The sequence below is a fragment of the Pseudoalteromonas luteoviolacea genome, assembly GCF_018100925.1.
Classification (GTDB): Bacteria; Pseudomonadota; Gammaproteobacteria; order Enterobacterales; family Alteromonadaceae; genus Pseudoalteromonas; species Pseudoalteromonas obscura.
In genome coordinates this window covers 379,766-393,424 of the sequence record NZ_JAGJEH010000002.1, presented here as the reverse complement: position 1 = coordinate 393,424, position 13,659 = coordinate 379,766, and the positions used below count along the sequence as shown (strand labels likewise).

The 13,659-nt window shown below is 41.5% G+C and carries 21 protein-coding genes; 12 read left to right on the top strand and 9 right to left on the bottom strand.

Going from position 1 to position 13,659, the window contains the following annotated elements; translation table 11 throughout:
* Positions 1–48: 48 nt before the first annotated feature.
* The 10 genes from J8M00_RS04620 to J8M00_RS04575 all read left to right on the top strand — a co-directional run bounded on the left by J8M00_RS04620 (position 49) and on the right by J8M00_RS04575 (position 3,827).
* Positions 49–348: a hypothetical protein gene (locus J8M00_RS04620; protein ID WP_211009167.1), complete on the top strand. Its 300-nt coding sequence runs from the start codon at positions 49–51 to the stop codon at positions 346–348.
* Between the two features lie 87 nt (positions 349–435).
* Positions 436–723 (top strand): hypothetical protein, encoded by a 288-nt coding sequence (locus J8M00_RS04615; RefSeq protein ID WP_211009166.1) that lies wholly within the window; start codon positions 436–438, stop codon positions 721–723.
* Positions 724–765: 42 nt separating this feature from the next.
* Positions 766–1,056 (top strand): hypothetical protein, encoded by a 291-nt coding sequence (locus J8M00_RS04610; RefSeq protein ID WP_211009165.1) that lies wholly within the window; start codon positions 766–768, stop codon positions 1,054–1,056.
* A 59-nt stretch (positions 1,057–1,115) separates the two neighbouring features.
* On the top strand, positions 1,116–1,409 hold the full coding sequence (locus J8M00_RS04605; protein ID WP_211009164.1) for a hypothetical protein: 294 nt from the start codon (positions 1,116–1,118) through the stop codon (positions 1,407–1,409).
* A 111-nt stretch (positions 1,410–1,520) separates the two neighbouring features.
* A complete protein-coding gene (locus tag J8M00_RS04600; RefSeq protein WP_211009163.1) occupies positions 1,521–1,838 on the top strand; it encodes a hypothetical protein in 318 nt (105 codons plus the stop codon).
* Between the two features lie 60 nt (positions 1,839–1,898).
* On the top strand, positions 1,899–2,180 hold the full coding sequence (locus tag J8M00_RS04595; RefSeq protein WP_211009162.1) for a hypothetical protein: 282 nt from the start codon (positions 1,899–1,901) through the stop codon (positions 2,178–2,180).
* A gap of 34 nt (positions 2,181–2,214) precedes the next feature.
* Positions 2,215–2,535: a hypothetical protein gene (locus tag J8M00_RS04590; RefSeq protein WP_211009161.1), complete on the top strand. Its 321-nt coding sequence runs from the start codon at positions 2,215–2,217 to the stop codon at positions 2,533–2,535.
* Between the two features lie 40 nt (positions 2,536–2,575).
* Complete coding sequence (locus J8M00_RS04585) at positions 2,576–2,851, top strand: hypothetical protein (RefSeq protein WP_211009160.1); 276 nt, start codon at positions 2,576–2,578, stop codon at positions 2,849–2,851.
* Between the two features lie 224 nt (positions 2,852–3,075).
* A complete protein-coding gene (locus tag J8M00_RS04580) occupies positions 3,076–3,378 on the top strand; it encodes a hypothetical protein (protein WP_211009159.1) in 303 nt (100 codons plus the stop codon).
* Between the two features lie 56 nt (positions 3,379–3,434).
* Positions 3,435–3,827: a nuclear transport factor 2 family protein gene (locus tag J8M00_RS04575; RefSeq protein WP_211009158.1), complete on the top strand. Its 393-nt coding sequence runs from the start codon at positions 3,435–3,437 to the stop codon at positions 3,825–3,827.
* Between the two features lie 57 nt (positions 3,828–3,884).
* On the opposite strand, the gene J8M00_RS04570 is transcribed toward J8M00_RS04575, so the two are convergent.
* The 4 genes from J8M00_RS04570 to J8M00_RS04555 form a co-directional block, all read right to left on the bottom strand.
* Positions 3,885–4,859, bottom strand: coding sequence for a glutathione S-transferase family protein (locus J8M00_RS04570; protein WP_211009157.1), 975 nt, complete (start codon positions 4,857–4,859; stop codon positions 3,885–3,887).
* Positions 4,860–4,995: 136 nt separating this feature from the next.
* Positions 4,996–5,415, bottom strand: coding sequence for a DoxX family protein (locus J8M00_RS04565; RefSeq protein WP_211009156.1), 420 nt, complete (start codon positions 5,413–5,415; stop codon positions 4,996–4,998).
* A gap of 213 nt (positions 5,416–5,628) precedes the next feature.
* Entirely contained in the window at positions 5,629–6,345 is a 717-nt protein-coding gene (locus J8M00_RS04560; protein ID WP_211009155.1) for a hypothetical protein, read from the bottom strand.
* Between the two features lie 212 nt (positions 6,346–6,557).
* The gene (locus J8M00_RS04555; protein ID WP_211009154.1) at positions 6,558–7,478 is read right to left on the bottom strand and encodes a hydrogen peroxide-inducible genes activator; all 921 of its coding nucleotides are present in this window, start codon (positions 7,476–7,478) and stop codon (positions 6,558–6,560) included.
* Between the two features lie 298 nt (positions 7,479–7,776).
* On the opposite strand from J8M00_RS04555, the gene katG reads away from it, so the two are divergent.
* Positions 7,777–9,990 carry a catalase/peroxidase HPI gene (gene katG / locus J8M00_RS04550; RefSeq protein ID WP_211009153.1) on the top strand — a complete coding sequence of 738 codons (2,214 nt, stop codon included), beginning with the start codon at positions 7,777–7,779 and terminating at the stop codon, positions 9,988–9,990.
* Between the two features lie 115 nt (positions 9,991–10,105).
* Here katG and J8M00_RS04545 read toward each other — a convergent pair whose 3' ends face one another.
* Complete coding sequence (locus J8M00_RS04545) at positions 10,106–10,609, bottom strand: RNA methyltransferase (RefSeq protein WP_211009152.1); 504 nt, start codon at positions 10,607–10,609, stop codon at positions 10,106–10,108.
* A 388-nt stretch (positions 10,610–10,997) separates the two neighbouring features.
* Between J8M00_RS04545 and J8M00_RS04540 the strand changes: the two genes are divergently transcribed.
* Positions 10,998–11,165: a hypothetical protein gene (locus tag J8M00_RS04540; protein ID WP_023400499.1), complete on the top strand. Its 168-nt coding sequence runs from the start codon at positions 10,998–11,000 to the stop codon at positions 11,163–11,165.
* A gap of 65 nt (positions 11,166–11,230) precedes the next feature.
* Here the strand turns inward: J8M00_RS04540 and J8M00_RS04535 are convergent, their stop codons facing one another.
* From J8M00_RS04535 to J8M00_RS04520, 4 genes are all read right to left on the bottom strand, one after another.
* Entirely contained in the window at positions 11,231–11,755 is a 525-nt protein-coding gene (locus J8M00_RS04535) for a GNAT family N-acetyltransferase (RefSeq protein ID WP_211009151.1), read from the bottom strand.
* Between the two features lie 64 nt (positions 11,756–11,819).
* Positions 11,820–12,266, bottom strand: coding sequence for a methyltransferase family protein (locus J8M00_RS04530; protein WP_211009150.1), 447 nt, complete (start codon positions 12,264–12,266; stop codon positions 11,820–11,822).
* A 60-nt stretch (positions 12,267–12,326) separates the two neighbouring features.
* Positions 12,327–12,920 (bottom strand): Crp/Fnr family transcriptional regulator, encoded by a 594-nt coding sequence (locus tag J8M00_RS04525; protein WP_211009149.1) that lies wholly within the window; start codon positions 12,918–12,920, stop codon positions 12,327–12,329.
* Positions 12,921–12,931: 11 nt separating this feature from the next.
* Positions 12,932–13,384 (bottom strand): GNAT family N-acetyltransferase, encoded by a 453-nt coding sequence (locus tag J8M00_RS04520; RefSeq protein ID WP_211009148.1) that lies wholly within the window; start codon positions 13,382–13,384, stop codon positions 12,932–12,934.
* Positions 13,385–13,659: the final 275 nt, after the last annotated feature.

Genomic DNA, 13,659 nt, shown 5'->3' with positions numbered 1-13,659 from the left:
TTTAAAAAAATCACCAATTACTAAATGTTAATAAATAAGGAAGTTATCATGATGATAAAAACTCTTGCATTCGCAGGCGCATTGTCCCTGCTGTCATTCGAATCTGCCGCAATGATGGACTTAGCAGCTTATCAGAGTCGCGCTCAGATAGACTCAGAAATAACAGGGCGATGTGTATATAGCCCCCTCCCATACCATGAAATGGTAAGGCGCATTGATTGGGCAGTTAATCGGGGGCTAATTACCAGAAGAGCGGCGGATTGGGGTAAGGCCTATAGCTACTACCCTGTTATTGATTTTTTTAGCTTTACTATAGGCGCAGTTTGCAGTGGAAGCGGCAGTAGATAAGGCAGAAGTCAATTTTTACCTCTAATCGAATGCGCCTTGGTAAATAAAACTAAGGCGGTAATATCAAACCTTAAATGGGAGTGTTCCATGTCATTTAAATCACTTACCTTTGCAGGCGCTATCGCTTTACTGTCATTTGACTCTAATGCGGCGATCAGCATGGCTGCCTATGAAGCTATGGCGCAAAGAGATGCACAAGCTGCAGGTCGCTGTACCTCAAAACCTACATCATACACTGAAGTCAAAGCTCGAATAGATTTCGCACTTGGGATGGGACTTATTACTCAACGAGCTTCATTTTGGGCAAAAGCATATAGCTACTACCCTGTTGTGGACACTTATACTCGGTCAGTTTTGGCAATATGCCGTGGTTAAGCTCAGGACTCAAGCGTAAATTGCTAAAAAGAGGATAGAAATTTGATTTATAGAACTATCGCTTTCTCAGCGCTATTGTCATTACTTTCGTTTGATGCTTCTGCTGCTATGGGGTTAGCTCAATATCGCGCCTTTGCCCTTGAAGGTAACGGTCCACCAGGAACGTGTTATGCAGGACCTATTTCATTTCAAGAATTAGCGAGACGAATTGACGATGCACATAACAGGGGCTTAATTACTGAAAGAGCAGCCTATTGGGGCAAGGCTTACAGCTTCTACCCTTTAATTGACCCTAACTCAGGCAGAATTAACGCCATTTGCAGAGGCATCTAATCAAAAATATCAGCGCTTTTATTTATTCTGGATCGCTTAAACTACATAAGGAAATCACTATGAACATCAAACAGCTCACCTTTGCAAGTGTGTTTTCTATACTTTCATTTGAATCATTTGCATCAATGAACATATCTGAATATCAGTATCGTGCCATTATAGGCAGTCAGCCTCACTCGCGCTGCAATACCTTCCCAGCCCCCTCAAATTGGCAGCAATATATTGATGAAGCACTGTATCGAGGGCTTATTACAACACGTGCCGCCAATTGGGGAAGGGCCAATGGTTTTTACCCTATCATCGATATGTTTTGGCAAGACGTCCGCGCAGTTTGCTCTGCTGGCAAACCTTAGCAGCAAGGCTACATGACAATAGCATTCTAATTGAAGCGGAATTAAACACTTACTATTTAAATTTGGATCCCATAACAAGTTAAATACACTACACAATATAAAGGATTTATTATGACTTTTAAGACGCTCGCATTAGCAGGAGCACTCTCTTTGTTTACATTTGAATCAGCTGCTGCATTGTCGCTAGATGAATATATCGAGCGGGCAACTTCATATGAAGAAAGATACCAATGTTGGGAGGCTCGCTATATGAGACCCCGAAAAATAGAAGAGATTAGATTGCGTAATGAGTTTGCTCGTGACCAAGGGCTAATCACTGAGCAATCTTCTCAATGGGGTATAAGAAATGGATTCTATCCAATAGTCGATTTCTTCTCTCGAGATAGAATTCACCTGATATGTTATATCTCGCACTCAAAACCGATTTAATTAAAACTATTCGCCTCTGTTGGGTTATTGTCTTTGTTATCAAGTGGCGTGCTTGCCGCAATGACATTTGAACAATATCGAGCAAGAGCCGAACAAGATAGTATGGTTCGCTGTTACGCTAGACCACCAAGCCATGAGCGGGTCAAGTTTTATATCGATTACGCATATCAGCAAGGTTTGATCACTGAAAGAGCATCATATTGGGGCAAAGCATTTGGTTATTACCCCGTTATTGATTATTTTTCCGGTCAAATTTCAGCCATTTTCAGTATTAATCTTGACTCGTATACAAACAAAATTAGCACATACAAATCATTCTCAAAAAATAAGTTAATTCAATAAGGAAATTCAAATGTACTTTAAAACACTTTTATTTGTGGCATCACTCGCGATGCCTGCGGCTGCTTCTACCACCCCCATGACATTGGATGAATACATCGCAATGCCAGCAGCTACCTCTGCCACTCCCATGACATTGGATGAATACATCGCGCATGCGAGTTCAATTCACGCTATAAAATGTAAACTGCGAAGACCGGGCGCACCTGTTGGACCTTCAGAGGTCATATTCCGCAATAATTTTGCCCGTGACAGAGGTCTCATCACGGATGCCGCGGCGCAATGGGGCTCAAGTAACGGATACTATCCTGTGATTGACGCCTTTGTATTTATCATTTCGGGTATTTGCAAGGCCTAACCCAGCTAATTGACAACTCAAAACGAATAAGGACACCATCATGATAAGTAAAAAAGTACTATGTGCAGTCAGCCTCACTTTATTGTCATTTAACTCACTGGCAGTAATGGACTTAGCCGAGTACCAACATCGTGCGTATACAGAGACAGGGCGCTGTGTAGTAGACTATCCGAACTACTTGCTAGCAATAAATTATGCGCAGCAAAATGGTTTGATAACAGCAAGCGCGGCTCGGTGGGCTAGAGCAACTGGTTATTATCCTGTGATCGGTTTTTGGGATAGAAGAATACACGGGGTTTGTCGTCAAAAAATTTAAAGCTATTTGTAAGATAAGCCGCAACTAAAGTTTTAACTTGCGGCTTATTAACTGACTCCATAAACCCAAGAATGCACCAATATAACGCCGTATAAAGCGCACAATTACTCAAGAAAAATAAGAATCTGGTGAATAAAACAGCCCTTCCTGATTGATAAAACTACTAACCCTGTATATTTTTTGATTTAATCAAATAAATCAAACGGCATATTAGCGAGCGACATATGATAAGAAATTTAGCAGTTAAAGAAAAAGTTGCATCATTAGTATGGTTGGTATTTGCTCTCATTATTCTCTTGAGTGGAATTTACGATTTTATCATCGTTGCAAGTCAACCTCTTGAAATGCTCAAATCTTGTGGGGCCTTTGTGCTTTTGCTCGGTTTCGCTCTGCAACCGAAAATACTCTTTACGCCACTTAAAGAGTCATGGAAAGGAAACGTAGACGGCTTGGTCAATATTAAGATTATAAATAGCATGTATTTCGTGGGAGTTTTTATCTTTCTGCTCGCCCTGGGACTAGAATAACCATGCGCCCCCTTCACCATAACATGTAAAATTTACAGCAAACACGTAGGCTTATTATGGGCAATAATCTAGTACAACACATATTGCAGGCTGAAGAGGCATTAAAAATAGCTATGCAAAAATCAGACATCGCCGCTCTGGACAGTTTATTGAGCGACCAACTCATTTTTACCAACCACCTTGGACAGAGGCTGTCAAAAAATGATGATTTAGATTTACATCGATCTGGTTTACTGAATATAAACTCTATCGATTTATATAACCTTGATTTAATAACTCAACAAGAAACATGTGTTGTACACGCGTTCGCCTCTATTACAGGCACGTATAGCGGTCAAAATGCAGATGGTCACTTTGCATTTTCTCGGGTTTGGGCAAAACACGGCGATAAATGGCAAGTTATATCGGCACAGTCAACCTTGTTAGCTCAAAAGGATATCAACAATTAAAAGGGCCTGAACTGGCCCTTAGCTTTGCATCACTAACTTTCTGAAGCAACAGCGGCGCTATGACGCTCTGTTGTGCCTAGTACTGTAATCAATATCGGGTCCCTGTGGTACTACTTGTGTTGGGTTGATCATTGTATGGCTAAAATAGTAGTGACGCTTGATGTGATAGAAATCGACTGTCTTAGCCACACCCGAATATTGAAAAAGCGCTCTAATATAGTTCGACAAGTTCGGGTAGCTCTCAATTGTGCGCTTGTTGCACTTAAAATGGCCAACATAAACCGTATCAAAACGAATTAATGTCGTAAATAAGCGCCAATCTGCTTCTGTTAATGTATCGCCGACTAGGTACTGGTTTTCACTTAATAAATGCTCCACTTTATCAAGTGCATTGAACAACTGACCGAAGGCTTGTTCATACGCTTCTTGACTGGTTGCAAAACCTGTACGATAGACGCCATTGTTAATATTTTCGTAAATGAAGGCGTTTATCTCATCAATTGAATTTCGCAGATGCTGAGGATAAAAGTCTAGCGCATTGCCCGTTAAATGATTGAAAGCGTCATTAAACATACGGATAATTTCAGAGGATTCGTTACTGACAATACGCTGTTGGTACTTATCCCAAAGAACAGGCACAGTCACTCGACCAGTGTAATCCGCTTTGTTTTTTGAGTATAACTGGTGCATAAATTCACTATCGTATAGCGCGTCGCCTGTGCTGCTTGCAGCTTTATCAAAAGTCCAGCCATTCTCAAGCATGTCAGGACTCACTATAGACACGTCTATATACTCTTCTAGGCCCTTAATAGTCCTAAAAATTAACGTTCGATGCGCCCAAGGACATGCCAACGAAACGTACAAATGGTATCGGCCCTTTTGCGCCATGAAACCACCTTCGCCACTTAGACCGGGTTCACCATCAGGTGTAATCCAGTTTCGTAGCTGTGCAGCTTCACGCTTAAACTCCCCATTACTTGATTTTGTGTCATACCATTTATCATGCCATTGTCCGTTTACTAATAAACCCATTGCTTTGCTCCTAATATACTCTTCAACACCCACTGGTAATCTACATATATTGCTAAAAATACTATGCCACGTTCACAAATTTAAATTACCAATATAACCTTAAGTATGAAGGGCCATTGAGTTGGCCCTACTCGTATCATTTAGCGTTTGCTAACTTATAATCGACACTAAAACGACCAGCACCAGCAGATGCCAAGGCTAGAAAGCCACCAGCCATTGCAATATTTTTAAAAAACATAAAAAACTGCATTTGATCGGCGAGATTATTATGAAATAGCAACGCGCTCACTACACAAAACCCAGCAAAGGCTAAAGCTGTCAGTTGTGTTAGCGCTCCAGCTAGAATAAATAAACCACCAATCAACTCAAACACAATCACCAGTGGAAGTAAAAACTCAGGCAAACCACCTGATGCAAGATACTGTGCGTTGCCATCAAAGTATTGGATTTTGTTCAGGCCAGCTAAGATAAATATGACTGATAAACCAATGCGACCTAATAAGCTGGCGGTATTGGATAAACTATCGTTGTTTGAAATGATATTCACTAAATTCATTGTATTGCTCCTAAGCTTAAATTTTTTCATCTGGCATAACTGCCTTACTTGCAAACAAGTTTACTATCTTTTTTTAGGAATGAAATTAGCCATATTAGAGTTAAACATTCTATTTTTGAGAATTTAATCTAAAGGTGCGCAAAAAAGCGGCACAAGCCGCTTTGTTAGGTAATCACTTTTGAAGTGCGGGGTATCGAGACGCAGGCGATAGTGCTATTTTGCAGGGGTTACGTTGAACGATTTAATATTACCTTCATTCTCAGAAGTCGTTGTAATATAAGCTAAATGAATATCTCCAGCTTGTGGAGACAGTCTTATTTTGGCTATTGGTGTAGCAGTGTTTGCACCTTGGCCTGCTTTGACGACAATCAATTCATTTAAATCAATCGATAAATCTACAAACTCGGTTGCCTCGCCATACTCCAGATCTTCCACGAGTTTTTGGTCTCCCATATACACATCAACCTTGCCCATATCAGCCACATAAGTATGAACAACAATGACGCGGTATTTACTCGTCGCTATTTCTCCATCATAGATTTTAACTGCATCTAACTGCGCAGCCTGTGCCGAGTCGTTATCCAAGCGACCATAGCTGTATACAACATAGTCACCATGTTTAGAAAAACGGAACCGCGTAGATTCAATCGCAGTCTCTTTTGAATTACCTTTGACTGCATAAAATGAAAACACGTCTCCATCCGTATTATCCTGGATTAAGAGCTTTTCAGCCGACTTATCGCCAAACAACATTCCATTGCCATTAGATAAAGACATTTCATCTCGCTCTTTATCAAACTGCCAATAAACATCGATTTCACTATTGACCAAATTGATCGCACTTACATCGGCGGTGTAGGTATCATCATTACTACACCCGGCTAAAACCGATACTGCAATTGATAGTACTAAACTGTTGATTAACTTCACTATACTCTCCTCCAATAGGCTTTGAGTCAGAGTATATTGGCAACAATCCAAGCGAGTTGTTATTGAGTGTTACTTTTCCATACTTTGATGTAGCTAGGCGTTACCAATAAGCTAAATGCGTAACAACCAGTTAGTACACAACAAGAATCATTTCATCAGCGCATCACACAAATTCGGGGGCAACGACTAAAACGAAGCCTAAACAACAGGTTTTATATACCGCAATAGCTCATTACACAATGCTTGCTAAGTTCCTTTTCAAACAGCTTTTGAAGTATCGTGATATCGTTTGTTCGAACATAGTTAGGCCTCACAACCATCGCAATCGTGCGATGTGGCCCAGGCTCATTGAGATGCAGTGCAACTAGCTCTGACTCTCCTTTGACTAGCTGGTCTAGTGCCATTTGAGGCACTAAAGTCGTGCCAATCTTGCCTGCAACCATCTGAATGAGCGTATGTAAGCTTGTACTATCAAATGAGGTATCTTTCTGATCTTGCGGTAAATTGCACGCGCTCAACGCATGGTCTTTTAAACAGTGCCCATCTTTGAGCAACATCAATTTTGCGATATCGAATTGCTCACTGGTGATCTCTTGCAGCCTTGCGCCACTTTCATCTTTGTGGCTCACCCAATAAAAATCTTCTTGCCAAAAGTTAAAAGCCATTAACCCGTCAATCTGGTATGGCAAAGCGAGAATAGCCGCATCCAACTCACCCTGACGTAACATATCAGTTAATACATGGGACTGTTCTTCTATGATTTTCAACTTAAATTCAGGGTATTGTCGCCGAACTTCTGGGAGGACTTTTGGTAGTAAAAAAGGTCCAATTGTTGGGATCACACCTATTTTCATGGACCGAGACAACGGTGAATTATTCAATTGCGATAACATCATAAACTCGTCTACTTCGAGCTTTATTTTACGCGCTTTATCTAAGAGCAGTTGCCCCTGCTGTGTCACGAAAACATGTTTATTATTGCGCTCAAAAATCACTGTGCCCAATTGTTTTTCCAGTTCATGGATCGCAGTACTGAGCGTAGACTGTGAAACGTGGCATGCATCAGCTGCTTTTTTAAAATGCAGTGTTTTCTCAACAGCCAGTGCATAGACAATTTGTTTTATAGAAACCATTATTACGTTCTTTTTTATTGATTATTTTGACTAGTTTAATCAATAAATTCATATATGCACCCGCCAAAATGAACACTTTTCAATCAAAACTATAAAGACAAAACGATGTATAAAAAATAAAATCATAAGATTCAAAGAGATAAATACATTCTATTGAACACTCTTTAAACATTCTAAAAAACTGATAACTATCTTTAAGTTATTCAATTTTTCAATTGTTAGCTGTCCACTTAGGCTCTAAAAGGTCACCACTTAGAACCGTTTGGCGGGTCTAAATAACCCTTTTGGAGCTTAATTTATGCGTACTCAATTGATCACACTTGCAACAGGTATCGCGATGGCAATTGCAAACACAGCCACCGCCTCCTCTGCTGCAACTCAAATAAAAACAAATCAGTTCTGGTGGCCTGAGCAGTTGGACCTCAGCCCACTTCGACAACATGGCATCAAATCCAACCCGTATGGTGCAAACTATGATTACAGAAAGGAATTTATCAAGCTCGACCTAACGCAGGTGAAAGCCGATATCAAAGCAACCCTAACTGACTCGCAAGATTGGTGGCCAGCAGACTGGGGACACTATGGCCCTTTAATGATCCGTATGGCTTGGCACAGTGCTGGTGTGTACCGCGTGCATGATGGTCGTGGCGGAGCTGCTGGCGGACAGCAACGTTTTAACCCACTTAATAGTTGGCCTGATAATGCCAACTTAGACAAAGCAAGGCGCTTACTCTGGCCTGTTAAACAAAAGTATGGAAAACAGCTTTCATGGGCTGATTTAATGGTCCTGTCCGGTAATGTTGCGCTCGAATCTATGGGTTTTAAAACTATCGGGTTTGCTGGCGGACGAAGCGATGATTGGGAACCTGATCTAGTTTACTGGGGTCCAGAAACCACGTTCTTAGTGGATGAGCGGCGCGACAAAAAAGGCAAACTCAAAGGTCCACTGGCAGCCGTCGAAATGGGGTTGATTTACGTGAATCCACAAGGCCCACATGGCAAACCCGACCCTCTGTTAGCTGCCGCAGATATTCGTCTATCGTTTGGCCGCATGGCGATGAACGATGAAGAGATTGTCGCATTGATTGCCGGAGGCCATACCTTTGGCAAGGCCCATGGGGCCAAAAAACCTAACGATTGTATTGGTAAAGAGCCGGCCGCCGCCCCAACAGAGCAACAAGGGTTCGGTTGGAAAAATAAATGTGGTTCCGGTAAAGGTGCTGATACCAGTACCAGCGGCTTTGAAGGTGCATGGACAGTCACTCCTACACAGTGGTCAACCAATTATTTGGACAACCTCATGAATTTTAACTGGGTGCAAACAACCAGCCCTGCTGGTGCAATTCAGTGGATCCCTGACAACCCAGCAGCTGCCAACCTAGTACCTGATGCACATATCAAAAATAAACGCAGCGCACCGATAATGTTTACCACAGATCTCGCCTTGAAAGAAGATCCTGCATTTCGTCAAATTATCGAAAAATTCCGTACTGATCCTAAAGAGTATGAACTGGCCTTTGCTAAGGCGTGGTTTAAGCTCACACACCGAGATATGGGACCAAGAGCTCGCTATTTGGGCAGCGAAATTCCTCAAGTTGCTCTTACGTGGCAAGACCCAATCCCCCCTCATGAAGGAGACATTATCACGCCAAAAGATATTGAGGCCTTGAAAACCGCCATCAAACGAACCGGATTACCCAACTCGGATCTAATAGAAACCGCTTGGGCAGCAGCGTCGAGCCATCGAATAACAGATATGCGAGGCGGAGCTAATGGCGCACGGATCCAACTTGCGCCACAAAATCACTGGGCCGTCAACAACCCTCTACAACTGAAAAAGGTGCTCGCAAAATTAAAGCAAGTCAAAACTCAATTTAACAAACGTGTAAGCCGCCAAGTCTCTCTAGCTGATGTGATTGTCCTTGCTGGCGCGACTGGGCTTGAAAATGCACTTAACAAAGCGGGGCTGTCTGTATCCGTGCCATTTATTCCCGGCAGAACCGATGCAACACAGCGCCAAACAGACATAGAGTCGTTCAATTATTTAGAGCCAAAAGCCGATGCATTCAGGAACTACTATCACAGCGATGCATATATGTCGCCAACAAAAATGCTCGTCGATAAAGCCAATATGCTAGGTTTGTCAGTCCCGGAGATGACTGTACTTTTAGGTGGCATGCGTGTACTTGAAACAAACACCGACAACTCTAAAACAGGTGTGCTTACCGCCACCCCTGGCAGCTTAGACAATGCATTTTTCGTAAACTTGTTAGATATGCGTACCAAGTGGCAGAAATCTAAATCACAACCGGGGATTTATCTGGGTTTTGATAGAAAAACGGGTAAGCAACAATGGCAGGCGAGTTCTGTTGATTTAATTTTTGGTTCTAACTCTGAATTAAGAGCCATCGCTGAGGTATACGCATCTGACGATGCCAAACAAAAATTCGCCAATGACTTTGTCAAAGTTTGGGTTAAAGTTATGCGCTTAGACAGGTTTGACCTCGGATAAATATACACAAGCCGCGTCATTGCGCGGCTTTTACTGCTGCCTATTAACTATCATTGCAGCAAACAAACATACGACACTCAATTTATCTGCTCAATAACGCCCTTCACATTCGGAATTACCCTACCGTTAGGCGGTTATTGGTATCTCGGCTTGCTAAAATCTGGTTTTTATCAAAGTTTGTCGAGCGCTTCGCCATACGATCATACAACAAGACATTAACAGTTGCTGCCAAATTCATACACCCCGTTGTAGGTACATAAACGACTGCATCTGCTGCATCAACAATATTTTGTGGCAAGCTGCCATCCTCAGGGCCGAATACATAAAGCGCGTTTTCAGGGTGGATAAATTGAGGTAATGGCGTCGCGCCTTCAACTAGCTCGACACACACAAGTGCTCTGCCTGCTATTTTTAAGCTTGTAAGATCGTCTACTTGTTGGATTGGGATATTGTCGGCAATATTTTTCGTATCCGTATGGTACTTGGCAGCTTTTGCGTATCGGTTACCATTAAAATATACAGCATTTGCATCATAACACCCTGCGGCACGCAGCACTCCTCCAACATTGGTAGGCGATTTAGGGTTTACTAATCCAATCGCTGCAAACGACTCACTCATACTATTTAACTCTCTACAAACGGCAGAAATACTACCAATAAATTTGACGGGCGATTGTATCACGAGCGCTATATCGTGTCAGTCGGATGAAATATTTCAATTATGCCTATATGGAAATAAACTGTAACAATTAGGAAAATAACTTCTCATCAATTGCCGCTAATCAATACAATCAATTGTTCAATAAAAAGAAAGTATATAAAACAATTCATTAAGAGCGTCCATAAAAAAATCAGCAAATACACATATTTTTACAGATGACTTCAAATAGATTATTCGCTCCCCAAATACCCAATGAATGTAACAGTTCATGTATTTGCATTGAATCAAGCTTAAGTATTCGTTAGCTTTGTAAAGGTACAATTTAGTACAAATCAAGGAGATACAAATGAAATTAACAATGAAAAAAAACGCATTAAAAAACCTTTCTAATAACCGTCCTTTGGACAAAGACCTTACACCTAATGTTGCTGGCGGAAAGCCTCAAGTAGAAACACGCGCTGCATGTCGCTCTATTTGGGCATGTACTCATCCGCAAGCTTGTATACCGCAATAGTGCGATGATCAATTAAGTAATAAACAAGCGACCTGTTGAGCTCAAGGTCGCTTTGTTCACTCCTTTCAGACTGTTCCGAGGAAAGCAGAGCGGTTGAGCGAATACACATGCTCATCAAAAAAGCACTGCTGATGTTTGGCCGTTTTCTTGCTCACCTGCTTTAACTTAAACCCCGCTTTTTCCATAACGCGGATGGATGCTTTGTTAGGGGCAGAAACGGGATTACTTAATTCAACTACGTCCGATTCGTTAAATACTATGGTTGAAAACATCACTACCGCCTGTGTTGCTATCCCCATTCCCCAGAATTCATGGCCAACCCAATATCCAATCTCTGCACTAGCTCGCAGCATATCACCTTCAGGAAGATACACCCCAATTACGCCACAGAACTGGCCATCAACCTCTATTGCCCGGTTTATTGCATTTTGCTCGCACCCTACTTCCAACCACCAGCTAGCGTCTTGCTGCGTATAAGGTTGCGGGATCCTATCTGATAAATATTGTATCACCTGTGCGTCATTCAGGTGGCGTACCAAGTATATTTGGTCTGTCTTTTTTAATTTTCTCAATGTTACTACGTGCTTCATTACCCTTATTGAGCTGTCACTTCACAGTGACCACCCTACTCCCTCATAATTTCCGATTATATTTTTACAGCCAACGCCTTACTTGAGCGCAGTATAGTACGTACTCTTTATCAAACTTCTTATGCATAGCATGCTCCTCAAAGCGGATATACCAACAATCTGTGATCACAACAAATAAAAGTAATGGGAGCTGCAATAATAAACTGGCTCCCATCAAAATATTAAAACCCAGCAAAGATACTGCAAACCCTAAATACATAGGGTTTCTAGAGTATTGAAATGCGCCGTGTGTGACAAGCTGGTTTGGTTCGTTAAAAGTCAGTACATTCGCCTTCAACTGAGAAAAGGTTTTTTTCGCTAGGCTGGACAATACAATGCCTAAAACAGCAATAGGTAAGCCAATTAAATTGTATGGATAAGATACTAAAGGCGCAGAAGAAAACAACCAGCTGGTCATTCCCATCGCTGCTAGAGTAATAAGATATAAGTGCGGTGGCAGTAGTTTTCGCATGTCATGCTTCCTGTCGATAAAAGCACAACAATAATTTGTTGCCCCACATATTGCCTTAACTTAAGTTAAGCCCATCTTTTTTCTAATTCGAGACAAGCTCACATCCGTAATACCAAGGTACATAGCAACTTGATTGAGCGCAATATTTTCGCTTTCGCTGCCAAAACCCATTAGGAATTGTTCGTATCGTTGCTGCGCATCCAATAACAGAAAACTGGCTTCACGACGCTCTTTCTTAAGCGCTAATCGCTCGTAAAGCCTTCGTACAAATCGACCCCAGTTGGGATTATCTTCTGCAAGGGCTACGAGTTCGTCGTATCGTATTGATGCTATTTTACATTGAGTTAGCGCCTGGGCATAAAATGGACTCGGGCTACTATCTACAAGCGACCCAATGCTAGTGAATGCTCCACCTTGCTTCACTAAAGACTTATTGAACTCCTTTCCGTCACGGTCTAAGTAGTAATAACGGCCAAGACCAGATAATACAAAATGCACTTCTGTTACAATATCCTGACTAACAAAGACGTGCGCCTCTGACTCAAACGTTTTAAATGAAAACAAATCAAGTGCCAATTCTATTTCATACTCATTAAACTGAACGATTGGCATTAATAGCTGCGTTAACAACAGCCTAATTTCTTGCTCATCCATAAGAGCGCCATTTATGAATTTTCACTGTTTTTGACGAACAATAGTGTCTCGTGCTCGTATATTTCATTGCACCAATGGTGTTTACTTAATACGATATCAGGCACTTGTTGTTCACCAGCCTCTACAGGTATAAACCCAAATTTTCCATAAAATTTAGCAAGATGGGCAAATGGTAAACAATACACACTGGCATATTGTGAAGCATTGTCGACCAAAAATGCCACCAACTTAGCAGCCACCCCCACACCTCTAAAGTCTGGATTTACATACATCCCCCCTAATTCCGCAGCATGCTCTGTAATTTGTTGAACTCGCCCAACTCCTACTTTTTGACCTTCAATAAGCGCGATTGCAATAACATCGCTGTCGATACTGGATAATTTAAACCCGACTCGTTGATATTGATCATTTACCCAGTGGATTTCGTCGTCCTTTGCCAGCCTAATTGTCACTATACTACTCACAGCGTGTTTGCTCCTAAAACAAATACATATACGATTTGATATCATACGCGTAATTTAAATACCAGAAATTCAAGGTAACAGCCTATTACACTGCATCTTAATTTCTTCTTCCTATCAAAAATACGAAGTTGCTAAGCTCAGTGTCACCACTTAATGCTAATCTAGACTTAAACTGCCAACTCTCTCAACTTAACAAGTTTCTTCAATAAAATCAAATTCTTATTTAGAAATTTCAATCCTTTGAGCACTCTATTCTGGGCTATATCCCAGCCAAC